The organism is Phormidesmis priestleyi ULC007 (assembly GCF_003003695.1).
Lineage (GTDB): Bacteria > Cyanobacteriota > Cyanobacteriia > Leptolyngbyales > Leptolyngbyaceae > Phormidesmis_A > Phormidesmis_A priestleyi_A.
Window position 1 is genome coordinate 60,719 of sequence record NZ_PVWG01000009.1, and the last position, 25,274, is coordinate 85,992.

Consider the following 25,274-nt stretch of genomic DNA (forward strand, 5'->3'; position numbering starts at 1 on the left):
TGGCAATTAATGGCTCATGGTAACAAGGGGAAATTTTATGACAAAACCGACCACTGACTCAATGAAGTGGGTTTGTGCCCTCTCGACGCGACCTTCTCTAGAAGCGGCTGTGACAGAAGTGGTTGAGCAAGCGCAGGAATCTCTACAGGCTCCTGCTGATTTGGGGTTTGTCTTCATCTCCTCGGCGTTTGCCAGTGAATATTCTCGCCTGCTGCCTCTGCTGAGAGACAAATTGCCCAACGTGCCGATGATCGGCTGTAGTGGGGGTGGCGTAGTGGGCGTGACCCGCCGCGGTAAGGTGCGTGAAGTCGAAGGAGAACCCGCCTTGAGTTTGACGCTAGCATCGCTTCCGGGCGTAAAGATTAAAACCTTTCATCTGACAGGTGATCAGTTGCCTGACTTAGACAGTTCGCCTGATGCTTGGATCGAGTTGGTAGGTGTACCGATCACCGACCAGCCCCATTTCGTCGTCCTGGCAGATCCCTTTTCTGCCAAAGTGAATGATTTGCTTCAAGGGCTAGACTACGCTTATGCAGGCGCGTCTAAAGTGGGCGGTTTAGCGAGTTCTGATCACACAGGGGGCACGATCGGGCTGTTTTGCAACGATCGCTTCTATCGCGATGGATCGGTTGGGGTGGCGCTGAGTGGCAACATCGTGATGGAGACGATCGTCGCTCAAGGGTGCCGTCCGATCGGGCAGCCTTATTGGGTGACTGAAGGTGAACGTAACATCGTCCTAGGCTTGCAAGAACGCGACAGTTTAGAAGAGGGCGCGGCATCTAGCCGCAAGGTTGCCACACAGCGCACTCCGCTAGAGATTTTGCGAGAAGTGATTGACACCCTGAGTGAAGAAGACCGAGATCTAGCCCAGCATTCTCTTTTTGTGGGGGTGGCGCAAAACGAGTTTAAGCAAGGGTTAGAGCAGGGCGACTTTTTGATTCGCAATCTGTTGGGCGTTGACCCGCGGGTGGGCGCGATCGCGATCGGCGATCGCATTCGTCCGGGGCAGCGCATTCAGTTCCATTTGCGAGATGCCCAAACCTCTGCCGAAGATTTAGAAGTCTTGCTGCAACGCTATCAGATAGAAACTAACGCGCAATCCTCGGCGATCGGTGCTTTAATGTTTTCCTGCATGGGGCGAGGCGAAGGGCTATATGGGGAACCGAATTTTGACACCCAGCTTTTTGCCCAATATCTCGATCGCGTTCCAGTGAGTGGCTTTTTCTGCGGTGGTGAGATCGGTCCGGTCGGCAACAGCACGTTTTTGCATGGCTACACGTCAGTATTTGGCATTGTTAAAGGCAAAAATGAGCGTTAAATTATTCTGGAGAGTCACTTTTGGCTATTGTTCGGGTGCGTGAGCACGTCAACCCTTTGAGTCGAAAATATCAGACTCCAGCGCAGTCGCCTGACTGGGAGAAGATTTATGCTGATTTGACTCAGCCCCTGCATCTCGATATTGGGTGCGGACGGGGGCGCTTTTTGCTCAAAATGGCCCAGCTTCAGCCAGAGTGGAATTTTTTAGGGCTAGAAATTCGAGAACCGCTAGTTGAGCAAGCCCTCTCCTTCCGAGACGAGCTAGGTTTGCAAAACTTGCATTATTTGTTCTGCAACGTCAACAATTCGCTGCCTGCCCTATTTACCAATCTCGAACCGGGAACTCTGCAACAGGTGACGATTCAGTTTCCTGACCCGTGGTTTAAGCGCAAACATCAAAAGCGGCGAGTCGTGCAGCCGCAGGTGGTCGAAGAATTAGCGCTTCATTTAAGCGATCGCGGTCAGGTGTTTGTGCAATCTGATGTCGAAGAAGTCGCGATCGAGATGGTCGATCGATTTTCTGCCCATGCCGCGTTTCAACGTCAGGGGCACGATTGGTTGTCCGACAATCCGCTGCCCGTCCCGACGGAGCGAGAATCCTCAACGATAGAGCGGGGAGAAGCCGTTTATCGAGCGCTGTTTAATAAAGTTTAAAACCTTGAGGCTAAGTTTTCATCAAATTTCGTCTGGGTCTACACCTAGTGTTCGTAGACGATCGGCTAACCGTTCTGCCCGTTGTCGCTCGACTTCTGCTTGCTCCGCTCCGGTAGGAATAATTTGCCCATCGCGATCGCACCAGCGCAACCACAGTCGCGTCACCTCTTCTTCAAACTGCCCTTCCCACAGCGTCAAGCCGATTCCTGCTGTGTTTAACCAAATCACTTGCCCAATCTCGTGAATGCCTTCAGGGGGGGTCAGTTCAGGATAGCCATCCGGTGAAATTGACCACACCCGCAGCAGTGCCTCATTCATCTCATCTTGTCCTTGAATCTGCTTCAAGGGGTCAAACACGACGTAGTAACGCACACCAATCTGAGCGTAGATCTCTTTTTTAATCGTGGTCTTGCCTTTCTGCCGCGATTTTTTGCTCAACGTCAATTCATCGCCTTCCTGGTTGGAGACGATTTCGATACAGACTTCTGGCACTTTGCCAAATTCCCACACAAAATAAGAGCGGTTTTGCCGTTGGGAGAAGTCATTCGCTCGCTGCACGCCCAGACTTAGCAGCACGTCGGGCACGATCGGATCACCCTTGAGTTTGTAGAATAACCCTACATTTGCGGCGGCAAGAAATGGCGATGGCAGAGCTTTAGAACTGTAGAGCGGTTCGACCAGCAGCCGTTGCTGCTCCTCAGATTGAAAATTGTCCACAGGAGTATTGTCCTCGATGACCAGATGGCTGATATCAAGCTCAGTGACGATTTCTTCATCGTTGAGAAGCTGTTGAGTCATGGGCAGTAACCAAACTCGATAGCTTATTATCCTTCACAACTCCGCAGCCGAGCCAGTAGGATTACCAAGTCATCAACGGACGATCGCACCTTTGCGGCTCACGCACTCGAATGAGTTCTGATCAGATTTCGTCCGGGTCTACACCTAGTGTTCGTAGACGATCGGCTAACCGTTCTGCCCGTTGTCGCTCGGCTTCTGCCCGCTGTCGCTCAATTTCTGCCCGTTGTCGCTCAATTTCTGCCCGCTCCGCCCCGGTGGGAATGATTTGCCCATCACGTTGCGAAGCAGTTCCCCCTTCGGGGTAAACGCACCAGCGCAACCATGTCCGCGCCACTTCTTCCTCGAACTCTCCTGACCAGAGCGTGAGTCCCAAACCGACTTCTTCTAACCAGATCGACTGCCCCACCTCACTGACTCCTTGCGGCGGGGTTAATTCTAGGTAGCGCCCTACCGAATTTGCCCAGACCCGCAGCAGCGCCCCATTCATCTCAGGTTCACCCTGAATCTGCTTTAGAGGGTCAAACACCACGTAGTAGGGAATGCGAATTTGCGCGTACAAATCTTTCTTGACGATCGTCTTTCCCTTCTGCTGTGACTTCCGACTTAATGTCAGTTCGTCGCCTTCTTGGTTAGAGACGATCTCAACGCAGACCTCTGGCAGCTTGCCAAACTCCCACACAAAATACGATCGATTCTGTTTCTTCGAGAAGTCGTCAGCGCACTGTACTCCTAGACTGAGCATGACATCAGGGACAACCGGATCTCCCTTAAGTTTGTAAAACAGTCCCACGTTGGCAGCCGCGAGAAACGGTGACGGCAGCGCCTTGGAACTGTAGAGGGGTTCCACTAGCAGCCGTTGCTGCTTCTCAGATTGCAGATTGTCCACAGGGGTATCGTCCTCGATGACCAGATGGCTGATGTCAAGCTCAGTGACGATTTCTCCATCGTTGAGAAGCTGTTGAGTCATGGGCAGTAACCAAACCCGATAGCTTATTATCCTCCACAACTTCGCAGTCGAGTCAGTAGGATTACTAAGTCATCGACGGACGATCGTACTGTTCCGGCTGAGGCACCAGAATTGGCAATCACGCTAAACACGAGAGGCGGATAGTTAGGCGGGGTCACATAACCCGAAAGCGCCACCACACCTGTAATCGTTCCTGTTTTTGCAGCCACAATCCCTTGAGCAGGCGTATTGCGAAAGCGATTTTTTAGGGTGCCACTTACGCCCGAAACTGCCAGTGATCGCCGAAACACACTGGCTTCAGGAATTTGGGTCATGGCTTGCAGCGTTTCTACAAACGCCTGTGCACTAGCGCGATTGCGATCGGCGAGTCCCGATCCATCAACCATAGAGTAACGATCGGCTTTGACTCCCAAATCTGACAGGATGGATTTGACGGCGATCGTGCCGCTCTCAGTCGTGTTTTGACTAGCCGGATTTTGCTTCTGTCCCAATGTTTTGAGCAAAACTTCTGCGTAGGTGTTGTTGCTTTCTTGATTGGTTTCAAACAGCAAACTCGACAGCGGCGGAGACTCTACGGCAGCTAACTCGACTTCATCAGCACGAGCGGGCGTGAATTTTACTAACGTCGAGTTGGTGACTCCAATCTTGTTACTGGTCAACATATCACGAAATTTTTTGACCAAATAGTTACCAGGGTTAGGAATGGCAACGCCGATTAGTTCTGATGCAGAGCCAGCCCGGAGTTGCCCCGTAACGCGAATCGTAGAGCCAACGCGATCGGCATCCAAAAATTCGCCGCCACTCGCTGAAACGGTGACTCCCTGGTTATTGAGCCGCCAATCATTGGCATCGGTGGGATCATCCCACTTCACCTGTAGCGATTGTCCGACTTGGCGAGGAACTGCCGTCAGTCCAATGATATTTTGATTGAGAATCAAACCATTAATCGGTGCGGCGTAAGCTTGTCCAGCATCTTCTGCATCCCAAAAAGGATTGGTCAACGCTCCTCGAAAGTAGGTATCGTCGCCGATCAGTTGAGTCACCTGCCGGATGCCCCGTTGACTGAGCTGCTGTGCGATCGCCCCTAACTGCGTCGTCGTCAAACTTGGATCGCCATGACCCACAATTCTCAACGTCGCCAGATTAGGGCTGCTGCCACTGCCGTAAACCGTTGTGCGAATGCGATATTGGGCACCCAATTTCTTTAAAGCGGCGGCAGTGGTAAAAATTTTATTATTAGACGCTGGAATCAGCAGAGTATTTGGGTTTCGAGCGAATAGAGTTTGACGGGCTGCCCCTTGCGTTTGCACTAACACGCTCCAACGACCACCAGAGACGCGATCGAGCGAGCGATTAATAGGTGCCGCCAACTGAGCAGGGCAGAGCGTTCCAGGTGCTTGTGCCACCTTAACAGGCTGTTTCACTGGCGCTTTAGCACTGCCAGACGGGGTTAGAGAAAAAAAGACAGTCGTTGCGGTAAGAAAAACTGCCAGCGCAGTGTGAGAACATCGAGCAGAACGGGCTGATTTCATGGGAGCGGCAATTCTAAAGGGAAGCTCATCCACTTTGACTGAGCGCTCGTCAAAATTGTTGCAGGTTAGCGCCCGATCGTGACCCCATTTGCCGAGTATGTTCAAAATCTTGTATCAGTTAAGCGACTCGCTGCGGTCGAGTCCACCAGGAAATTAATTTCCTGGCTCACAGCACAAGTGCTCTAAAGAGCACTGGAAAAGCGTTTTAGTCCATTTCAATGGACTTCCGCTATCAGCCCGGAACTTAAGTTCCGGGTGGGCTTCCGGGTCAACAAACACGCCTAAACTTACAATTCCGTTGAGCGGATCGCAACCCATTCACACCCTAAAGCGCACTCTCTCCGCAACCTAAGCTACCCCACCTGACAACACCAGACGTTTGTGGAGCTTGTTGACTGCCTCGATCGATCGTTGATAGCGATCTTGATTACCTTGGGCAGAAAATAACCGCGCTGCCTCCTTAAAATCTCGAATTGCTCCTGTTTTATCGCCCAAGGTGCTACGAGCAGTGCCGCGATGAAAATAAGCGATCGCGTCTTGAGCATCGAGATTAATCAGGGCGCTAAAGTCTTCGACTGCTCCCGTTTTGTTGCCTAACTTGAGTCGAGCCAGCCCGCGCTGTAGGTAGGCAATCGTGCAGCCCACCTCAAGCTGAATCGCGTAGGTAAAGTCTTCGATCGCTCCCACTTTGTCCCCCAGTTCTAACCGCACTACACCACGATTGCAGTAAGTCACACAACTTCGAGGATTGAGCAGCAGCGATCGATTAGAGTCAGAAATCGCGCCTTCTTTGTTGCCCAACTCATAGCGCACCAGTGCCCGATTGTTGTAGGCAATCGCATGGGTGGGATCGATTTTTACCACTTCGCTATAGTCAGCGATCGCGCCCGATTTATCGCCCAACGCATGGCGGGTGATGGCACGATTATAGTAAGCTCCCGCATCATGAGTATCCAAAACAGGATTGTCAAAGCGATCGGTCAGTCCTTTAATAACATCTGCATTTGTCGTGCGAAGTCCCACCGCGACTTCAGGAAACACCGCGCTGGTAGTCACGACGGGATGAACGCCCAGAATTCCGTAAGCGCGATCACAGATCAGAAAATTTTCGTCGGTGCCCAACACTTTAAACCGAAACTGATGAGGATATTGGTGTTTGAGTTGCGTTAACTGACTGAGAATCGTATGTAAAAAATGCTTCTCGGCTGACTTTGCAGAAGGTTTATCGTGAATGTAGTGAGGGAGATGGCTGTCGTGCAAGTTGCCCAGATGTCCCCAACCAATATCTAAATGACCGTCACGATCGAGAAACGCCTTAAATTTATCGATCAAAGACGCATCTAAAGTCGCGTGATCTGGGTAAGGAAAGACCACAATCAGCCGCGATTGGGCGTTCTCTAAGGCATCGTCTAAAAGCGTACGACTGCCAGACGACTCGGTTTTATGGTTAAACACCCATTCATATTCAGCGTTTGCTTGAACGGGCGGCTGTTGACCTTCAACCACTGCCTCAACCTGAGTGCGAAGACTGTCTAGCGTGGTTTCGCTCCATTCTAATCGGGTGGTCAAATATTTCATCTGACTCTGTAAGGCACTCGTGTCTAGAATTTGAGGCAACCGATTGATCCAGTCGCCTAAGTTTTTTTGTTGACGATCGAGACTCTGCGTAAACTGCTGCACGGTCGAAAACTGCTGCTGAAGCTTTCCCAAACGGTGATTCACCGTCGTCTGCATTTCAGCGTGCAGTTTAGTTAAATCTTCGCCACTGGGTAAACCATTGAGCCGATGTTCTAGCGTCGCGATCGTGCCTCTTAGCTCCTCCAAAACCGCTCGTTCGGGCGCTCTTAAGTTGGGGAGTGGTTTCCCCTGCTCATTTTTCAAGCTTAACCAGGACGATAGCGTGTCCATCTGCTTTCGCACGATCGCGTTCATCGTTCTCATCGGGACGACGGCTTGCTCTAGCGTCTGGCTTTGCTGACGAATCTTCTCGACTTCTGCCATCAGACGCGCCATCTCTCGACGAGAAACCAGATCGCCCATGACTTTGATCAATCCGTCTACATCTTGTCTCAGACTGGTGGCATCAAAGGGCTGAGGTAACGCACTCAGACGACGATTGAGGTGATTGATTTGGTCTTGCAGCCCTCGTGGAAGGCTCTGTGTCGGCGTTTTGGGCAACTCAGTTAGCTGTGTTTGCAGTTGCGCGATCTCATCTTGCAATTGCGCGATCGCTACTTCAGCACTCTCAACTCGATGGGCGTTGGCGGCTCGGTTGAGATGGTTAGTCACCGATGCCACCGACTCAGTAAGCTGTAACGATTTGCTGCGAAGCTGACTTAGGGCTTGCTGCATCTGACCCAGATCGTGAGCCTCTAACGGGGCAAGGCGTTGAGAGAGGTTTTGCTGAACCTGAGCGATCGCTTTCTCATTGCGCTGCAAAACGGTCTTTTTAAGCCTGGCGAGATCTAAAAAGTTCGGCAGCGTCTGAACTTGTCGATCGAGAGCGGTGAGGTTTTTAGAAAGGCGCTGATCAAGCTGCTCAAGGCTGGCTTTGGCAGCTTGCTGAACTTGTTGATCGAGGCGACGACGATTGACCAAATTCAGCAACAATAGAAAGGAGAGCGGGGCGGCTGTGAAGGCAATCTGCTGGGACGCGATCGAGGCGACTGACCCCACGCCTGAGCCTGCCCAAAGCGCATATTCAGTAATGTCTAGCCATTTTCCATTATTCATCGCTGCCTCGCGCCCCTGATTCCGTAAACTATAGAGTGGTAGTGAGATGCTTGCTGAGTTGCCGTTTACACAGTGATTACTGGAAGGCACCATTCCTTTCTACAGAAGCAGCGTGTCTAAATCAGGAAATTGAGGGCGACGATCGTCCATTCTTTCAACTGTCCTCTTAATTCATTAATTCTTATGGCTCAACTTCGTGCGCTGATCTTTGATGTCGATGGCACCCTCGCCGACACCGAGCGAGACGGACATCGCGTGGCATTTAATCGCGCTTTTGCAGAGGCGGGGCTAGATTGGGAGTGGTCGATCGACCTCTATGGCAAGTTATTAGAAGTGACGGGTGGCAAAGAGCGCATTCTCTTTTACATCGACACTTATCAGCCTCCTTTCGATCCACCTGCGGATCTCAAACCCTGGATTGCGAGTCTCCACGCCGCTAAAACTCGTCACTACAAACAGCTATTGAATGAAGGAATTATTCCTCTGCGTCCCGGTGTAAAGCGGCTGATTGAAGAAGCACGATCGGCGGGGATGCGACTGGCGATCGCCACCACAACGACTCCCGAAAATGTCTCTACTTTGCTCGAAACGGCACTTGCGCCTGATGGTTGCGACTGGTTTGAAGTCATTGCCGCTGGGGATATCGTGCCGCAGAAAAAGCCCGCACCTGACATTTATCTCTATGCTTTAGAAAAGCTGAATTTGAAACCTGAAGAATGTCTTGCGTTTGAAGATTCCCCGCAAGGTTTAAAGTCATCGTTGGGGGCAGGCTTGAAGACTGTGATCACGCTCAACGGCTACACTCGCGATCATGACTTTTCTAACGCCAGCTTGGTAGTGGATCAATTGGGCGAAGCCGATGCTCCTTTTCAGGTGTTGTCGGGCAGTGCAGGAGAAGCTCACTATTTTGATCTAGCGCTTGCCCAAACTCTGCACCGATCGTCTTGAAGTTTCATGTCTAGCTACGATCGCATCTACGCCATTGTGCGCCAGATTCCTTACGGGCAGGTTGCGACTTATGGGCAAGTTGCAGAATTAGCAGATCTCGCAGGTCGAGCGCGTCTAGTGGGCTATGCCCTATTTCGGGTCAGCCCACTTCACGAGGATGTGCCCTGGCATCGCGTGATTAATGCCAGAGGCGAGATTTCTGAATCGCCCTTTCGCAATGGCGACGATTATTTGCAGCGATCGCTCTTAGAAGCTGAAGGCGTGCAATTTAGCCCAAAGGGAAAGATCAATCTAACCGAGTATCGTTGGCAACCGGATGAGACAGCTTGAGGTTAAGGGATCTTGCGATCGCAGCCACTAATAATTTAACGTCAGTTCGACGAGTTTTTTCGCTGCGTTGTTAGCGGCTTCTGCCCCCTAAATCCCCCATTCTGGGGGACTTTAAGCCCAGAATGTAGGTTCAAAGTCCCCCAATTTTGGGGGATTTAGGGGGCAGCCCGGATTTGCAACCGCAGCGAAAAGCTTCATCGAATTCACGTTAATTTACTTCACCTCAATCTTGGCAAGCACCACACCTGTGTAATAGTGACCCATGATTTGCTGATAGGTTAAGCCTTGCTGCGCCATATTATAGGCTCCCCATTGACTCATGCCCAACCCGTGACCGAATCCAAACCCATTGACGACAAAGCCAGGTTCGGGTTGATTAGTGCTTTTAGAAGCCACCTGGTTAGCTTGAGGAGAAATTGAGAAGAAGGTGCTTCTTAAGCCGAGAGCCGACTGTAATTTCTCGCCGCTAATGGTCGCGCTTCCTTTATCACCAATCATCTTCATCGTGACGACCCGCTTACACGAGGGCGTTCCTTGAACGAGCTTCACTTCACGCACTCGACCCACCCCTGGAGCAAGACTGTTTAATGTACTTTGAGTGACTGGTTTGCTCCACTGATAAACCGGAGCGCCTTGATCGTATTTGTCTTTAACCGATCGTAGATACGGTAACGGCTGCGTCCAGACATCTTCGACATTTTCGGTGCAGCCACCCGAAGATGAGTGAAACACGGCTTCGATAATCTGTTGTTTATAGGTGAGTACTTGCCCTGCCGTGGCATTCACCGCCATTTGGGTGCCCCCTGACTCATCTTGCACCCCGCGATAAACTTGCCATTTTGTGGTGTCACCCAGGTCATAGACGGCATTGGCTGAATATTGGCGCTTGTGCAACGCATAAGACCGGGCAACCACTGCCTGAGCTTTGAGCGCTTCTTGGGGCCAGTTGCCATTCATCTCACCGCCAAGAACGCTGTAGAGATATTGCTCTAAGTCAACATAGTTAACTGCTGTGAGTCCTTGTCCGGCAGGGGCGAGATAGGCGCGACCGCGATACCAGCGATCGCCGATCCACACCACGCCGCCGCCCGTTGGCTCGATCCAAAGTCCGCCTGCTTTCCAATTGTTGATAGCTACGCCGCCGCCCGTTGCTTGAGCCGCAAAGCCATTCATGCCCTGAATTTGACCCAAAGAACGCCCAGATGAGTCTTTGACCACAGCATTGGTCGAACTGCCAACATTGACCTGTCCGACTCCTTGTTTGATCAAAACTCTGAGATCAAGGGCCGCAGATGCAGGCGCGATCGTCACCACCCAAATCAGAGCGGTGAGCCACCAGCCCCGTCCTGCTGTGAAGTTCAATTTAGACAACAAGAGTGAGAGCAGCGAGGGGGATAGCATCTTCTGAAAGTTCCTTGTAGGGTCAACCATTACAGATCACAGCACTGACACAGCTAAATCTGGATCAATCTCGATCAATTTGCGATGAGATCAGACTGCTAACGTTGCTTAATATAGGCGAATTCTCTAGGGGTCGCACGATTAAGGTTTCTTAACCAATCCGAGCGCTTTCGCCAAAAATTCCGTAATTAGAGTAGGAAAGTCGGTAGTTTCGGCTACTCCGCGCTACAGATAGCGTCATAATGATTTATAAAGTGGAGTGCTCAAACTAGTAGAAATTGTTAATCATTCTCACCACAGAGGTGATTGACCTGAATTCTAGTTCTAAGTTCCCGTCGCTGCCCCGCAACGATCGAGAGACGAAGTACCATGAGATGAGTAATGCACCGACCAAAATTAGGTTAATTGAGCCTTGCAGATTACGTTTTTAGGCACTAGCTCTGGCGTTCCCACACGATCGCGCAATGTCTCTGGAATTGCCCTCCGCTTACCCCAGCGGGCAGAAGTTTGGCTGTTTGACTGTGGCGAGGGCACCCAACACCAGATACTTCGCAGTGATTTGCGGGTGAGCCAGATTCGCCGCATTTTTGTCACTCACATGCACGGCGACCACACGTTCGGCTTGATGGGGCTGTTGGCAAGCTGCGGCTTAGCCGGAAACCCAGAGCGGATTGATATCTATGGCCCGCCTGATTTGGATGAATATTTAAAGGCGTGCCGACGCTATTCTCAAACTCACTTTTCTTACCCGGTCAAGGTGCATACCGTCAAGCCTGGTGTAGTGTTTGAAGATGAAGAGTTTTCGGTCAGTTGTGCGCCACTCAAGCATCGAGTGCCAGCTTTTGGCTATCGCATTACTGAGAAAGACCGTCCGGGGCATTTTGATGTCGAGAAAGCCAAAGTCTTGGAGATTCCATCGGGCCCACTTTATGGAAAGTTGAAGCGAGGGGAAGTGGTCGTTCTGCCTGACGGACGCAAGATCAACGGCGCAGAATTGTGCGGTCAGACAGAAGTCGGTCGAAAAGTCGTTTACTGCACCGATACGGTCTATTGCGAGAGTGCTGTCGAATTGGCACACGATGCCGATGTGCTGATTCACGAAGCCACCTTTGCTCATCAGGATGCCGAGTTAGCCTATCAGCGACTGCACTCAACTTCGACGATGGCGGCGCAAGTGGCACTGGGAGCGCACGCTAAACAATTGATTATGACGCACTTCAGCCCTCGCTATGCGCCCGGAAACTCGATCGAGCTAAGAGACTTGCTAGAAGAAGCCCGTTCTATCTTCCCAAACACCCAACTCGCATCTGACTTCTGGACTTATGAAGTTCCGCGTCGGATTGCAAAAAGTGTCGTAGCAAAAGTTTAAGGACACTTTTAGCTCTGTTGAGCGATCGTTAGAGGCGTTCCTAGCTGACTCAAATTCAGTACATATCCGCCTGTCACCAGATAAACCGGATCGGCGATCGCCCCGATCTGCCGCACAAGCATTCCTAAACGATCGCGGAAAGTTCGCCCGATCGGATAGGCAGGCACAACGCCCCAACCCGCTTCTTCTGCCACTAAAATCACATCTGACGAAGCTTGTCTAAGGCTGTGCAGCACGGCTTGCAGGGTTTCTTGCCAGGTTGAATCTTCTTGCTCTAATAAATTTGCCAGCCAGGTTCCGAGCGAATCGATCAGCAAACAATCAGCAGCCGTTGCCGCGTCTAAGGTTGCAGAAAGCTTGATCGGAACGTGCAGCGTTGTCCAATCAGACGGGCGGCGTAGAATGTGCTTTTCAATTCGGGCTTGCCACTCTAAATCGTTGGGATTTGTTTGAGCAGTTGCGACATAAATGACTGATTTGCCAGACAGAGCGGCTAAGTGTTCTGCCCATTCGCTTTTGCCCGATCGAGCCGGCCCGGTGACTAAAATAATTTGGCGTGACATGAATCAAGTGAGGGATTATGACTTGAGAGAGGTGCGCGATCGTACTAGGTTGACTAGCTTAGGGTTGAGTCAACATCATGCCCTGGAATGTCTTCACAAAAACTCTGATGCGCTATTTACCTTTATTGCTATTGCCTTTATGGGTCACTCTCGCCGCTTGTGACTCTGCAATTCGTGGACAAACGGCCTCTTCACAATCCGCTTCTCCGCAGCAATCAACGTCTCTCCCCGACCAGGTTATCAAAACCGAAGCACTCTCACCTCAACCGATTCGGATTGCCCTCAATCAACTGCCACAGCCGTACGCCAGTGAGAGCGCTTCTAAATCTCCTAATGTGGTGCCGATTCCTCAAGATCCCGTGCTGCGAGTGCCGTCGGGGTTTGTCGTCAACGTTTTTGCAGAAGGGTTAGATCGCCCTCGCTGGTTGGCTTTGACTCCTGATGGAGATGTGCTTGTGACCGAGACGCGCCAAAATAGAATTCGACGATTGCGCGACACAAACGGCGATGGCGTTGCGGATGTCAAAGAAACCTTCGCCACACCCGATAACGGACTCAATCAGCCGTTCGGCATGGCGTTTGCAGGAAATTCTTTTTTTCTGGGCAATACCGACGCAGTGCTACGTTTCCCTTATCAAAAGGGGCAAGCGCAAATTACAGGCACGGGTCAGCAGATCGCCAAGCTTCCGGCAGAAGGCTACAACAACCACTGGACGCGTAACGTTGTCACCGCACCTGATGGGCAAAAGCTCTATGTCTCGATCGGGTCTGGCACCAACGTCAGCGAAGAACCTGCGCCTCGCGCTTCGGTACAAGTGATGAACTTGGATGGCTCCGATCGTCAAACCTTTGCCTCTGGAGTTCGCAACCCAGTCGGGCTTGACTTTCATCCTCGCACCGGAGAGCTTTACACCACCGTCAACGAGCGAGATGGGTTAGGCGATAATTTAGTGCCAGACTATCTAACGCGGCTCCAAGCAGGCGAGTTTTATGGCTGGCCTTATGCCTATTTGAGTCGCGATCGCCTTGACCCTCGCCTCGTCCAAAATGGCAAAAGTCTGCGCCCCGATCTGGTTGCCAAAACTCGCACCCCAGATGTGTTGTTTGAAGCGCATTCTGCGGCGTTAGGGCTGCGATTTTATAACGGCAACACCTTTCCAGAGAAGTATCGCAACGGCGCTTTTGTCGCTTTTAGAGGCTCCTGGAACCGCAGTCAGGGCACAGGCTACAAGATTGTCTTCGTCCCTTTTGACGCTGAAGGACGATCGCAGGGTTATTACGAAGACTTCCTAACCGGATTTCTTCTCGACCCATCGGTGCCCACCACTTGGGGCAGACCCGTCGGACTGTTGACCCTTCCTGACGGCAGTTTGCTCGTCACCGAAGAAGCCAACAATCGGATTTATCGAGTCCAATATACGGGTGGCTAGGGAGTGTTTTCAACCCTTGAAAGCCCCCTAAATCCCCCATTCTGGGGGACTTCCGACCCTTCAAAGTCCCCCAGAATGGGGGATTTAGGGGACAGAAGCGCTGGGCAACGAAGCGATCAGAAGTTTTAAAACACTGCCTAGAAACCAACGGTTTCGGGCGGTGCGATGCTGACTTTGGCACCCGATGACTCTGAGTGTTGAGACTGCGTTTTGGGTGACGGGTTGACTTGAGAAGAGTCGGGATCGATCGCACCAGGATTTGCAGGCGGGGTCGCTTGCCGAGACAGCCAAAAAAGTCCGCCTGCCATCAATGCGGCGTAGCCTACATATAAATGCACAGGCTGAACGGCTAGTCCTCGAATTCCGGTCGCCTTCGTTGGCGGATGATACCAGGTAGGCAAAATCGCTTTTTCAGGGTCGGGTTTTGGCAGCGATGCTAATAAACTAGGGCTGTCCATTCCTAAAGCGTTGCCGATGCGTTGAATAAATCCGCGTAGGTAAATGTCTTCTGGGAGGTGAGCGCCATGTCCAGCTTCTAAGGCTTGAATTTGATGCATCGGCACCAGAGTTTTGCTGTGCAGCTCTGACAGAGACATCGATCGAGCCAGCCGCGCTTGTCGAATTTGCTCACCCAATCGTTGCAAATGGTCTGCTCGTTCTTGAGCAACTTGTTCTGCTAAATCTGCGACCGAAGCCTTTTTATTTGCCTTCTGAATGGCAGAAGACGGTTGTTTTGCAATCTCGCTAATTTGCGGCTTGTTTAGGGGAACTAGTTTCTGAAAACGGTCTTGAAAAGGCTTAATCACTGATTTTCTCGGAAATGCCACGTTAGACGAGTGAGAACCCAGGGCACGCGAAAAAGCTGCTACCGGAAACTCATCGAGATCTGCCTCTTCGGGTTCTCTGATTCCCTGAGTCTCAATCTCCTCACGCTGCACAAAGTGCCGTAGCGTTAAGCGAATCGCTTCTCTTCCGATCGCTTTCATTAAAAACTGAGCGCTCGTCGTTCCCTCTGCTGAGGGCTGCTGTGAATTGTCGATCGCGCGACGATAGACCTCGCTACGATATAGCTCTGCCTCGATTTGACCAAGCACCGATCGCAGATTTTCTACAGAAACCTCGATCGTAGTTTTGTGACCCGGTAACCCAAAACAAAATCTGGTATCTTGTGCCAACATCTCCCCATCCTCGCCTTTGCATAAAACTAGCGATAACCTTTGAATCACTGACTATTGCAGTTGGATTAACGTGAGTTCGATAGAACTGGTTCACTCCGATGATGAATTCGGGAGAGCTACCTAAATCCCCCGAAAATGGGGGACTTTGAACCGGAAATTTTGGCTTGAAGTCCCCCAAATTGGGGAATTTAGGGGCAGAAGCCGCTGACAACGAAGCGAAAAAACTCGTCGAACTCACGTTAATTAGGCTACTTAGTCCTTTCTTCCTGTAATTGATAGCTATTCAGGAACAAATCAGAAGATCTGGACAATTTGGTATCAATTTTTGCTGAGAGAGCAGATTGGCTCATTACGACTAAAGTTTAAATTTCTACCTTAATCTAAACTTTTCTACGAGATATCACGTAAACATATAGGCTAATCGATCCAACTTATAAAAAGTTTATAACTTGTGTACGAAAATTTTAGAGCTGCTAACTTTGTAAAATATGCTACCAAGGGTGTTGTAAAGCCATGAAAATCGCCTTTGTCAACCAACCGATCGATTACATCTTGCCCCCCATTCAAACCTCGGTCGGAGCCTGTACTTATGGAGTGGTTAACCCACTGGCTCGCTCTTGCGAAGTGATGGTATATGGCAGAAAGCAGACCGTCGATCGCCAAACTCATCCTGAGATTGAAACAGACTATGTTGAAAAGGGCGTTCACTATCGTTTTTTAAGATCGCCAAAGGTAGATCATCTCTTACTCAAAATCTTCTTTAAGCTGATCAAACACACCTCGCTTCTAAAAATTTTGAATCGAGGCATGAAGCCGTCTCCGTCGGTTGCCAGTTGGCATTACCTGCTTTATAGCCGCATTGTGGCAAAAGATTTAGCTCAACAGCACTGTGACATCATTCATATTCAGCACAGTTCTCAGTTTCTTCCCGCGATTCGGGCGCTCAACCCTAAAGCCAAACTGGTTTTGCACCTACATGCCGAGTGGTTTCCTCAAGCAAATTTAGAAATGCTGGCAAAAAGGCTTCAGCACGTTGACCTATTGACGACTGTGAGCGATTACATCACCGAGAAAACGCGCCGAGACTTTCCTCAAATTGCCGATCGCTGCGAAACGATGTACAACGGCATTCACAGTGAAGAATTTAACCGCGAAAAGAACTACCTCGCCGCCCGAAATCGACCCATTAAGCGGATCATGTTTGCGGGCAGAGTGTCTCCTGAAAAGGGCATACACACGCTTCTAGAAGCTTTTGACCGGGTGGTGAAGCACTATCCCTCTGTGAAGCTTGACATCGTGGGGATGCAGTGGTCTTGCAGCATGGAAGAAAGCTTTCCAATGAACGACACTGCGCTGATCAATCATCTCAAGCCTCTCTATGCTGAAGATTATATGGCGCAACTGAGACGCAAGCTCACGCCTGCCACGATCGACAAAGTGTCCTTTCCGGGAGCCGTGCCGCGGGTTGAACTCGTCGATCGCTTTTACAATGCCGATATTTTTGTGTTTCCCTCGATTTGGGATGAAGGATATGGCATTCCTCCCGTCGAAGCGATGGCGGCAGGCGTTCCAGTCGTCGCAACGCGATCGGGTGCCGTTGTCGAAACGGTTCAAGATGGCAAAACTGGATTTTTGGTCGAAAAAGAAGACGTGCAGGCGATCGCTGATGCCATTGTCCGCCTACTCGAAGATGATGATCTGCGAGAAACAATGGGCAAAGCTGGACGGCAACGAGCAATGGAATTTTTTACTTGGGAGCGAGTGGCTGAAAAAATGCTCGATCGCTACAAACTGCTGGCAAATAGTCACCGAACCCTGGCATCGTGAAAAGAGACTCTATCTACTATCAGGTTTTCAAGCGGTTTCCTAGCCTGCTGTTTGAGCTAGTCAACAATCCGCCGCCGCAAGCTCGAACCTACCGTTTTGACTCTGTGGAGGTTAAAGAAACTTCATTTCGGATCGATGGCGTTTTCCTACCGCCCCCAGGAGCCATTCCCAAAACGGTCTTTTTTGCAGAAGTTCAGTTTCAAAAAGATGAGTCTCTCTACCATCGGTTCTTTACCGAATCGTTGGCATATCTCTATCGAAATCAATCCCTCTATGATGACTGGCGCGGAGTCGTGATTTTCCCATCCCGCAATTTGGAGCCATCAAAAACCACGATTCACCGATCGCTCCTCAACAGTGATCAGGTACAGCGAATTTATCTCAATGAGTTAGAAGATTCTCAGCAGTCTTTAGGAATTAGCTTGATGCAGTTGCCGCTTGCTTCTGAGACGCGTATGGCAGATCAAGCTAGACAGCTAATTGTGCGGGTTCAGCAAGAACAAACTGCTTCTCTTGCCAAAAGCGAGATAATAGACGTGATTACTACAATCGCTGTTTACAAATTCTCAAGATTAACCCGTGCTGAGGTAGAAGCAATGCTAGGACTAAGGTTAGAAGAGACTAGAGTTTACCAAGACGCGAAAGCTGAAGGAGAACAAATCGGAGAACAACGCGGAGAACAACGCGGAGAGCGCAACGTCAAGCTAAAGATGATTCCTCGATTAGTTGCCAAGGGTTTGAGTCTAGAAGAAGTGGCTGAACTATTAGAAATGCCTGTTGAAGACGTGAGGCAAGCAGCCCAACCACAGTCGTGACTAAGCTAACTCGTTCGCTTTGCGTGCCCACTCGATATCTTTAAGCGTGATGCCGCCAGAATCGTGAGTCGTCAGGTCGATCGTCACTCGGTTATAGACATTAAACCATTCGGGGTGGTGCCCGATCGCTTCCGACACCAGAGCCAGACTCGACATAAATCCAAATGCTTCTACAAACGACGGGAACTTAAACTGTTTGTGCAGTTTGTCGGCTTCGATCGTCCAGCCGTCGAGATCAACGAGTTGGGCTTCAAGATCTTGGGATGACAGTTTAGGTTCAGACATAGTTTATTTAAGGAACGATCGCCGCAGGTCGTAGAGAAATTTCAACTCGATCGCCGGGTCTAGGTTCTAACACTTTAGTATCGAGATTGTTTTCAGCTAACTTGGCGCGAAACTCATCGGGACTTCCGATCGCTTTCAGCACTGAGAGCAACAAACCCTCAAACATAATATCGCCCCCCGCCGCCGTCGGAAGCATTACCTGGGGCTGAACGTCTTTTGCCAGTTCTAACGCGCTTTCGGTGCCTTTGATGATCGAACCAACTAGGGGAAGTGCCAGATCGATCAACGGAGTGATCACGACCTCGATCGGAGCATTTTCTTTAAGAGTCGAAGCGTGAAACCCGTGCGGCTCATAATAGAGCTTGACTCCGCTTGCCAAATCTTTGAGCAGATAGCCATTTTCTTGCACCATCGGGCCTAATGGAGAACCCGGAGTTGCTTGAATGGTCAGGTGATCTAACGTGAATGTCTCACCGTGCTTAAGGGCAGTCACTTGAGAAAACCCCAACTGTTGCGCGACCTTTGCGGCACTTGGCGAACCCACGATCGGAATCGCTTTACCCAATCGCTTCAACGTCTCTGGGTGAGCGTGGTCTTCTAACCCTTGGGATAGCAAAATCAAGTCTAGAGACTCAGGAAATGCCCGCTCTTGATGACGATAGCCTTTGAATAACCAAGTGAGATTTCCAAAGGTCAAATTTCCGACCAGCCAAGGGTCAAGCAAAATGCGCTTTCCAGCAAGTTCAATTAGCCAAGAATTGCTGTCTAACCAGGTTAAATACATTGTCAGAATCAAGAACGGCAATATCTTCTAATCTTAGGGGATTACTATAAGCTGTGCCTGATTGTGGTTTAGCGGTTCACACATCGACTTTGAGCATTTCGCCCATCGTGACGACGCGATCGCCTTTAATCAGTTTCCGTCCCCGTCTCGTCTCGATCTGCCCATTCACTTTGACTTCTCCTGCTTGAATGAGCATTTTTGCTTGCCCCCCGCTTTCCACAATTCCTTTCATTTTAAGGAATTGGTCAAGCTTAATCGGTTCGTCACTTGCCATGATCACTGCTCAATAATTAAAGATTTGGAGTTGGCCCAAATCTACTTTTACTCTAGTCTGATTCTCTTTCAACTGACAGAGTTTGTAGCCGCCCTCAACAATCTGCCATTTGCTTCGTTAGGATCAATAAAAAGGCCCTTTGACTGAATCCTCTAGCCAGAGATTGTGTCAAACTTTTTACTGACGGCACGTTCTACAGTCCTTAAGGTGATCTCCATGAGGTGCATCTGATGCTTAACGCTTTATCTGATGGCGGCAATGTGGCACCGATCGTCGAATTAGCGGATGGCTCCTCTAGGGTGGGTCAAACACAGGTTTTAGAAGATCATCAAACGATTTCTGCCTATCGGAGTCAGCTTCGGGTTGAAGAAGTGCTAATCAACCCTTGGCGACATGCTAAAACAGTGACTCGCGCTAGGACTACTCCTGCCTATAGTGATCACGCAGCTCCATTGTCTCCCTTGCGCGATCGCGATCTGGTTGCGCTTGATGAGTTCTTCGATCGAGACGATCTGCTGGACTTAGAGCAAGACGTGAATCGCCATTTATTACGTCTGTTTCCCGAACCCTGCTGGGAAGACGCGCTCAGTTTTCTAAAAGACTATCTTTGATAAGTTTTGAGTTTTGAGTTTTGAGTTTTAAGTTTTTGAGTGTGACTATTAGGGAAAGCTCTCGCGCTTCAGTGACCTTTCCCAAGTCAAAATTCTTATGTCTGCATTGCCCGAACTCATCGATGGCTTACCAAATATTTGCGGTCACGAGACAGAAGTAAAAGCTGCGCTCCAGCCCGATCGACCTGTGTTTTTGCCCAAAACCAACCTGCGATTAGAGTCCCTTTCGGCGACCTTCTCGATCGCGCTGCACATGCACCAGCCAACCATCCCGGCGGGGGCAGATGGGTCGCTGATTAGCAATTTGCAACAGATGTTTGAGCATCCCTACGACGGAGACAATCACAACGCGGCTCCGTTTGCCTGGTGTTACTCGCGCATGGGTGAGTTTATTCCTGAGTTGGTGTCTCAAGGCTGCAATCCACGCGTCATGCTCGACTATTCGGGCAATCTGCTTTGGGGACTGCGGCAAATGGGGCGCGGCGATGTCTTGGATAACTTGAAGCGCGTCACCTGCGATGACACCTACCAGCCTTACGTCGAGTGGCTAGGGACGATGTGGAGTCATGCTGTTGTGCCTTCGACCCCGATCGCTGATCTCAAACTGCACATTCAGGCGTGGCAGCACCATTTCGCCGCAATCTTTGGCTGGGAGGCCCTAGCACGAGTGAAAGGATTCTCACCGCCAGAGATGCATTTACCCAATCATCCCGATACGCTTTACACCTTCATTCATGCGCTTAAAGAGTGTGGCTATCGCTGGTTGCTCGTGCAAGAACACTCCGTTGAGGCCCTAACAGGACAGTCTTTAGAGTTTAAGCATTTACCTCATCGGTTAGTGTCTCACAACTCCCACGGTGAGACGGTGAGTATCACAGTTTTGATTAAAACTCAGGGTTCAGATACAAAACTGGTGGCTCAGATGCAGCCTTACTATGAAGCTAAAACGCTTTCAAAACAAACGATATCGGGGGTAAGCATTCCGGCGATCGTGACTCAAATCGGCGATGGCGAAAACGGCGGCGTAATGATGAATGAGTTTCCAGGCGCGTTTAAACGGGCTTGGCATGAAGTTGCAAACGATCCCACAGTAGCCGGGGTAAACGGCACAGAATACCTAGAACTGATCGCGGCTGCTGGGTGTCGAGAAGACGATTTTCCTACCTGTCAGGCGATCGGACAGCACTTAATTTGGCAAGAAGTCGATCCTCAGCAGGCAACGCCCGAAAAAGTGGCGGCGGCGATCGCCCATCTGACTCAAACGCAGCCCAACTTTCACATGGATGGCGCATCTTGGACGAATCATCTCAGTTGGGTGGCAGGCTATGAAGCGGTCTTAACGCCGATGAATGAACTCAGCGCCTTATTTCACAAAACGTTTGATCAGTCTGAAGTCACCCACTCTGATCATTATCGTCAGGCACTGCTCTATAACTTGCTGCTGCAAACGAGTTGTTTTCGCTATTGGGGGCAAGGCACCTGGACAGATTACGCCCAAGAAATTTATCGTCGCGGCAAAACGTTGCTAAAAGACTAGAGGCGACTCAGCATCCTGCCTGAGAGGTACGTTTTAACCATCCTTTTCAGGGTGGGATCAACCTTGCGGAGTTAAAGAATTTTTTATGACAGAACTGTTGTGGTTTGCTGTAATTTGGGAGGAGATTACTCAGTTTGGCGTAACCTACGCTTATACATTGTCGGTAATAATGTTGATATGTTCGATTTCACAACCCTGTTTGAATTCTCTCGGAATCACTGCATTGAAATTTGCGCCTTTTTGGTGCCTGCGAATCTGTTAGCAACGCTGCGAACCCTGATTTTGACTGGGCAACGCAAACCCACTGCTCGAATTTGGTTTGCCACCTCGATCGCCGCTTTTTTTGCAGGATTAATGGTGCTGCACGTGACTACCTGGTTCCTGGTTGGCGTGGTGATGGCTCCGACGTTTATTTTGCTGACGCTGGGTAGTGTCTGTCTGTCCATTAATCTATGGGCAATTTTTGGGCGTGAAAGCTTGGCGCGGCTGCTCGTCTCAGTCTATAAGTTTTGCACTAGAGTAGATTTGCCCGCTTTGCTAAATTTGCATGAGTGATCCTCAAAGTGACAAAGCCTCCAAATTAAATCCACCGCCTCAATCTGGCTCAGAAACTTCTCAGGCAGATGAAAATTGGACCGAAGATGTCGTACCCGACACTCAAAAATCTGATGATCGCCGCCCTTATGTCAGAAATGTTGACCCAGCCAGTCCGATCGTGCTCGTCGAAACCGCATTTCTGGCCAGCGCTGCGAGTTTAATCTGGCTCGTCAACTCCTACTTTCCGATGGGGCCGATTTTGCAGGTTTTCTTTCCGGTGCCGATCGCCCTCGTCTATCTGCGCTGGGGCAATCGAGCCGCTTGGATGGCAGCTTTAGTTTCGGGCTTACTGCTGTCGGTGCTGATTGGGCCAGTTCGCAGCATTCAGTTTGTGATGCCCTTTGGGGTGATGGGCGTGTTGTTAGGAACGCTGTGGTATCGTCGCGCAAATTGGGCCACCTCGATCGCGATCGCAACCCTCTTGGGCGTATTTGGCACTTTCTTTCGCATTGGGCTGCTGTCTGTTTTGTCAGGCGACGATCTCTGGCTCTATGGCACCAACCAGATCACAAACTTCTTAGAGTGGCTGTTTCTCAAGCTAGGACTGTTGATGCAGCCCTCATTGCCCCTGGTGCAAGCCGTTGTAATCGGAATGATTTTTGTTCAAAACGCTGTGTATTTATTTGTGGTACACATCGTCTCGTGGTTTTTGTGCGATCGCCTCAACACCCCAATCCCCCGTCCGCCTAATTGGGTACAGGTGTTACTAGACTCTGAATGATTTCTATTTATACGCAACACCGACAAGCCGAAGAATGGCTTCAGCGCTATCGGGGACGATCGCCGCTCTTTGCTTGCGTGTTGGGGTTCACCGAAACTGGACTGATTCCTGGAATTTCTGCGGCTGGGGCAACTCCTGCCGATCGGCAGTATACGGCGATCGCGGATGCTGAGTTTTTGATCAATGGCGTGCAAACTAGTCCTCGTTACCCACTGCCTTCCCTTCATGTGGGTGCCTCTCCAGTCTTAATTTCTCGCGCGATCGTCGAAGCGCAAGCCATCCCCGTTCAGCTATTTAATGCGGGATTGCCCCACACCCCGGCTGTTGCAGCAATTGACTTAGGAGGACACCCATCTCGCTGTTTGAGTACGGGGCAAGCCATGAATTGGACGATCGTTCACCATCTTTTTGAGCAAGGACTTCTTTGGGGAGACAAACTAGCCGATCGCGCTACTGATAGTTATTTGATTTTGGGTGAGTGTGTGGTTGGCGGAACCACCACTGCCTTAGCACTGCTCACAGGCTTAGGAATCAATGCAGCAGGCAAAGTTAACAGCAGTCATCCGGTCTGCAACCATACCCAAAAGTGGGATCTCGTCAAACAAGGACTCGCGACCCTTCCTTCCACTAGCGATCCCCTCGCGCTGGTTGCCGCTGTGGGCGACCCGATGCAAATCGTGGTTGCTGGAATGACGATCGCTGCGAGTCGCAAATGTGGCGTTCTGCTAGCAGGTGGAACACAAATGTTAGCCGTGTATGCACTAGCAAAGGCACTAGCTCAAAGTCATTCCCTTCTCTGGAATCTAGAACATGTCATCGTCGGCACGACTCGCTGGGTTGCCGAAGATCCGACGGGTGATACAGTTGGATTAGCGCAAGAACTTTCCTCAGTGCCCCTGATCGCCACTCAACTCAGTTTTGCCACCTCTCGCCATTCGCAGTTGCAGTCTTATGAGCAGGGATATGTGAAAGAAGGTGTGGGTGCAGGAGGCTGCGCGATCGCCGCCCATCTTTCCCAACACTGGACGCAGGCAGACCTGTTAGCCACGATCGAAGCATTAGTCGATCGCTATCAAACGGCAAATGACAACCTAAAAAAAGGGAGATAGGGACACGAATCTTTCGGTTTCACCCTTCACCCTTTTTTTAGTGAACTCGTTGTGCTAAAAGTTGTTCTTCCAGCGCCGCAATGCGATTGTAAGCAGCCGTTAGTTGCGCGGTCAGTCGCTGAATCTGAACCTCTGGAGAAAGCGCTTTTTCGCCGCCCTGCATAGAAGACTCAGAGGCGTGGCTATCGGCTAAAACATCTTTGTGTTCCATCAATGGGTCAGTGCTGCGAGGGCTTTGATAATAGCGCCCCGAACTGCCTCCAAACGATGAAAAGCTACTGCCATTGCCCGAAGATGACTTGATCTCGGTGACAACCTGGGAGAGATTGCCCGTTAACTGTTCAAGGACTTGGTGCAGCCCGTCAATCTTGCCATTCATTGAATTAATTTGCTTCTGTAGCGTGTCCATCTTTTGCCCCAATTACCCCTACTTTTAATACCGCTCATTTTAGGCGAACGAAATTCGTTTAGGCTAGATAGTCCTGAATCATTTAACTTTTGATGGGGAGACAAAATGTCACTAGAGAAACAATCAAGTCGTGGCTTTAAGGGAGAGGCTACAAACCAAGCTATAAAGACAAAAATTAAACTAAGTTTACCTTTAAATTCAAGAGAGATATTTTGATTACTGATGACGATTAAGGCTTAGTTTTATTCAAAGCTAAAAAATAAAAAAGTAGGCGATTTGAAATAGAAACTTCAGGGTTTTTATCAGTCTCAAAAAAAATGATTGAGTTTTGCGAAACTAGGCTTTCAGATCAGATGTTATGCTTCTAAGAGTGATTACCCTAAAACGCTCTCCAGGACAGCTATTTTTGCTAGATGTGGAGAACACTGACTGATCGATAAATTTGAATAAAGCGAATGCTAACCCTTCAAGAGTTTTTTTCAGTCTGCGCTGGGTTTTGGACTACAGAAAGAACCTATCATTTTGTTCAAACTGGCGAGATTGAGCGGTCTTACACCGAGTTTCAAGTGAATGCGCTGACTGAGGAAGAAAAACAGCGCATTCTAAATTCTGTGAGTCAATCTTCAGATTCTTTGCAGGTTGATTTTTCTCGATCAGCAGAAGCAGAGGAACCATTTTCTGGATTCGCGATCGCCTTCAACACAGTGTCTGACAAGGACGAACGGGTGGCGATGAATCTCAACGCTTTGTTTGTGCCTGATCGCTCTGTTGCTTCGATCAAGTCAACCCCAAACCTGCCCCTTCCTCTGGCGGCTGAGGTAACTGACGGTGAAGTGATTCAAGGCTTTTATTTGCGAGATGAAGGCTACTCAGAATCTGGGTCGATCGCAGGTCGCTTTACCTATCAACCCACGCGCCAGACGCTAGAAATGACGACTCACTACAAGCGATCGGTGGCGGTTGATCAGATGCGACTACTCTCTCCCAATTTGCGACTGCGGACGATCGTCACCTATCAACGAGACGAAGGCAAGGTTCCTTCGGTGATTACGCTGGTCGGGTTTGGGGTCGAGAAGAAAAAGTAG

25 protein-coding genes are annotated in these 25,274 nt (G+C 50.1%); 14 read left to right on the forward strand and 11 right to left on the reverse strand.

Annotated features, from left to right (window positions below):
• Positions 1-37 precede the first annotated feature (37 nt).
• Positions 38-1,318 (forward strand): FIST signal transduction protein, encoded by a 1,281-nt coding sequence (locus C7B65_RS10325; RefSeq protein ID WP_073071714.1) that lies wholly within the window; start codon positions 38-40, stop codon positions 1,316-1,318.
• Positions 1,319-1,338: 20 nt separating this feature from the next.
• A complete protein-coding gene (gene trmB, locus C7B65_RS10330) occupies positions 1,339-1,971 on the forward strand; it encodes a tRNA (guanosine(46)-N7)-methyltransferase TrmB (protein ID WP_073071713.1) in 633 nt (210 codons plus the stop codon).
• 21 nt (positions 1,972-1,992) lie between these two features.
• Here the strand turns inward: trmB and C7B65_RS10335 are convergent, their stop codons facing one another.
• The 4 genes from C7B65_RS10335 to C7B65_RS10350 form a co-directional block, all read right to left on the reverse strand.
• On the reverse strand, positions 1,993-2,769 hold the full coding sequence (locus C7B65_RS10335; RefSeq protein ID WP_073071711.1) for a Uma2 family endonuclease: 777 nt from the start codon (positions 2,767-2,769) through the stop codon (positions 1,993-1,995).
• A gap of 121 nt (positions 2,770-2,890) precedes the next feature.
• Entirely contained in the window at positions 2,891-3,736 is an 846-nt protein-coding gene (locus C7B65_RS10340; protein WP_073071709.1) for a Uma2 family endonuclease, read from the reverse strand.
• Between the two features lie 26 nt (positions 3,737-3,762).
• Entirely contained in the window at positions 3,763-5,373 is a 1,611-nt protein-coding gene (gene dacB / locus C7B65_RS10345; protein WP_106253986.1) for a D-alanyl-D-alanine carboxypeptidase/D-alanyl-D-alanine endopeptidase, read from the reverse strand.
• Between the two features lie 243 nt (positions 5,374-5,616).
• On the reverse strand, positions 5,617-8,094 hold the full coding sequence (locus C7B65_RS10350; RefSeq protein WP_083582900.1) for a tetratricopeptide repeat protein: 2,478 nt from the start codon (positions 8,092-8,094) through the stop codon (positions 5,617-5,619).
• 90 nt (positions 8,095-8,184) lie between these two features.
• Here C7B65_RS10350 and C7B65_RS10355 point away from each other — a divergent pair, with 90 nt between their 5' ends.
• Complete coding sequence (locus C7B65_RS10355; RefSeq protein WP_073071705.1) at positions 8,185-8,949, forward strand: HAD family hydrolase; 765 nt, start codon at positions 8,185-8,187, stop codon at positions 8,947-8,949.
• 6 nt (positions 8,950-8,955) lie between these two features.
• Entirely contained in the window at positions 8,956-9,279 is a 324-nt protein-coding gene (locus C7B65_RS10360; protein WP_073071703.1) for an MGMT family protein, read from the forward strand.
• Positions 9,280-9,492: 213 nt separating this feature from the next.
• Here C7B65_RS10360 and C7B65_RS10365 read toward each other — a convergent pair whose 3' ends face one another.
• The gene (locus C7B65_RS10365; RefSeq protein WP_073071702.1) at positions 9,493-10,680 is read right to left on the reverse strand and encodes a SpoIID/LytB domain-containing protein; all 1,188 of its coding nucleotides are present in this window, start codon (positions 10,678-10,680) and stop codon (positions 9,493-9,495) included.
• A 412-nt stretch (positions 10,681-11,092) separates the two neighbouring features.
• On the opposite strand from C7B65_RS10365, the gene C7B65_RS10370 reads away from it, so the two are divergent.
• On the forward strand, positions 11,093-12,049 hold the full coding sequence (locus C7B65_RS10370; protein WP_073071700.1) for a ribonuclease Z: 957 nt from the start codon (positions 11,093-11,095) through the stop codon (positions 12,047-12,049).
• A gap of 8 nt (positions 12,050-12,057) precedes the next feature.
• Here C7B65_RS10370 and cobU read toward each other — a convergent pair whose 3' ends face one another.
• Positions 12,058-12,612, reverse strand: coding sequence for a bifunctional adenosylcobinamide kinase/adenosylcobinamide-phosphate guanylyltransferase (gene cobU, locus C7B65_RS10375; protein ID WP_073071698.1), 555 nt, complete (start codon positions 12,610-12,612; stop codon positions 12,058-12,060).
• Positions 12,613-12,689: 77 nt separating this feature from the next.
• Here cobU and C7B65_RS10380 point away from each other — a divergent pair, with 77 nt between their 5' ends.
• Positions 12,690-14,042, forward strand: coding sequence for a PQQ-dependent sugar dehydrogenase (locus C7B65_RS10380; RefSeq protein WP_223257371.1), 1,353 nt, complete (start codon positions 12,690-12,692; stop codon positions 14,040-14,042).
• Positions 14,043-14,179: 137 nt separating this feature from the next.
• On the opposite strand, the gene C7B65_RS10390 is transcribed toward C7B65_RS10380, so the two are convergent.
• Positions 14,180-15,220: a helix-turn-helix domain-containing protein gene (locus C7B65_RS10390; protein ID WP_073071696.1), complete on the reverse strand. Its 1,041-nt coding sequence runs from the start codon at positions 15,218-15,220 to the stop codon at positions 14,180-14,182.
• A 513-nt stretch (positions 15,221-15,733) separates the two neighbouring features.
• Here C7B65_RS10390 and C7B65_RS10395 point away from each other — a divergent pair.
• On the forward strand, positions 15,734-17,047 hold the full coding sequence (locus C7B65_RS10395; RefSeq protein ID WP_073071694.1) for a glycosyltransferase family 4 protein: 1,314 nt from the start codon (positions 15,734-15,736) through the stop codon (positions 17,045-17,047).
• Positions 17,044-17,862 carry an Rpn family recombination-promoting nuclease/putative transposase gene (locus C7B65_RS10400; RefSeq protein ID WP_073071692.1) on the forward strand — a complete coding sequence of 273 codons (819 nt, stop codon included), beginning with the start codon at positions 17,044-17,046 and terminating at the stop codon, positions 17,860-17,862. Before C7B65_RS10395 ends, C7B65_RS10400 begins: the two co-directional genes overlap by 4 nt.
• Here C7B65_RS10400 and C7B65_RS10405 read toward each other — a convergent pair whose 3' ends face one another.
• The 3 genes from C7B65_RS10405 to C7B65_RS10415 all read right to left on the reverse strand — a co-directional run bounded on the left by C7B65_RS10405 (position 17,863) and on the right by C7B65_RS10415 (position 19,205).
• The gene (locus tag C7B65_RS10405) at positions 17,863-18,147 is read right to left on the reverse strand and encodes a 4a-hydroxytetrahydrobiopterin dehydratase (RefSeq protein WP_073071690.1); all 285 of its coding nucleotides are present in this window, start codon (positions 18,145-18,147) and stop codon (positions 17,863-17,865) included.
• Between the two features lie 7 nt (positions 18,148-18,154).
• A complete protein-coding gene (locus C7B65_RS10410; protein ID WP_073071688.1) occupies positions 18,155-18,931 on the reverse strand; it encodes an MBL fold metallo-hydrolase in 777 nt (258 codons plus the stop codon).
• 76 nt (positions 18,932-19,007) lie between these two features.
• Positions 19,008-19,205 (reverse strand): RNA-binding S4 domain-containing protein, encoded by a 198-nt coding sequence (locus C7B65_RS10415; RefSeq protein ID WP_073071687.1) that lies wholly within the window; start codon positions 19,203-19,205, stop codon positions 19,008-19,010.
• A gap of 230 nt (positions 19,206-19,435) precedes the next feature.
• Here C7B65_RS10415 and C7B65_RS28335 point away from each other — a divergent pair, with 230 nt between their 5' ends.
• From C7B65_RS28335 to cobT, 5 genes are all read left to right on the forward strand, one after another.
• Entirely contained in the window at positions 19,436-19,816 is a 381-nt protein-coding gene (locus tag C7B65_RS28335; RefSeq protein WP_219898473.1) for a hypothetical protein, read from the forward strand.
• Between the two features lie 97 nt (positions 19,817-19,913).
• Positions 19,914-21,353, forward strand: coding sequence for a glycosyl hydrolase family 57 (locus tag C7B65_RS10425; RefSeq protein WP_073071685.1), 1,440 nt, complete (start codon positions 19,914-19,916; stop codon positions 21,351-21,353).
• A gap of 177 nt (positions 21,354-21,530) precedes the next feature.
• Positions 21,531-21,908: a hypothetical protein gene (locus C7B65_RS10430; RefSeq protein ID WP_073071683.1), complete on the forward strand. Its 378-nt coding sequence runs from the start codon at positions 21,531-21,533 to the stop codon at positions 21,906-21,908.
• The gene (locus C7B65_RS10435) at positions 21,901-22,671 is read left to right on the forward strand and encodes a DUF2232 domain-containing protein (protein WP_073071682.1); all 771 of its coding nucleotides are present in this window, start codon (positions 21,901-21,903) and stop codon (positions 22,669-22,671) included. Before C7B65_RS10430 ends, C7B65_RS10435 begins: the two co-directional genes overlap by 8 nt.
• Positions 22,668-23,780 carry a nicotinate mononucleotide-dependent phosphoribosyltransferase CobT gene (gene cobT / locus C7B65_RS10440; protein ID WP_073071680.1) on the forward strand — a complete coding sequence of 371 codons (1,113 nt, stop codon included), beginning with the start codon at positions 22,668-22,670 and terminating at the stop codon, positions 23,778-23,780. Before C7B65_RS10435 ends, cobT begins: the two co-directional genes overlap by 4 nt.
• Before the next feature lie 37 nt (positions 23,781-23,817).
• Here the strand turns inward: cobT and C7B65_RS10445 are convergent, their stop codons facing one another.
• A complete protein-coding gene (locus C7B65_RS10445; RefSeq protein ID WP_073071678.1) occupies positions 23,818-24,189 on the reverse strand; it encodes a hypothetical protein in 372 nt (123 codons plus the stop codon).
• A 455-nt stretch (positions 24,190-24,644) separates the two neighbouring features.
• On the opposite strand from C7B65_RS10445, the gene C7B65_RS10450 reads away from it, so the two are divergent.
• Positions 24,645-25,274: a phycobiliprotein lyase gene (locus tag C7B65_RS10450; RefSeq protein WP_073071677.1), complete on the forward strand. Its 630-nt coding sequence runs from the start codon at positions 24,645-24,647 to the stop codon at positions 25,272-25,274.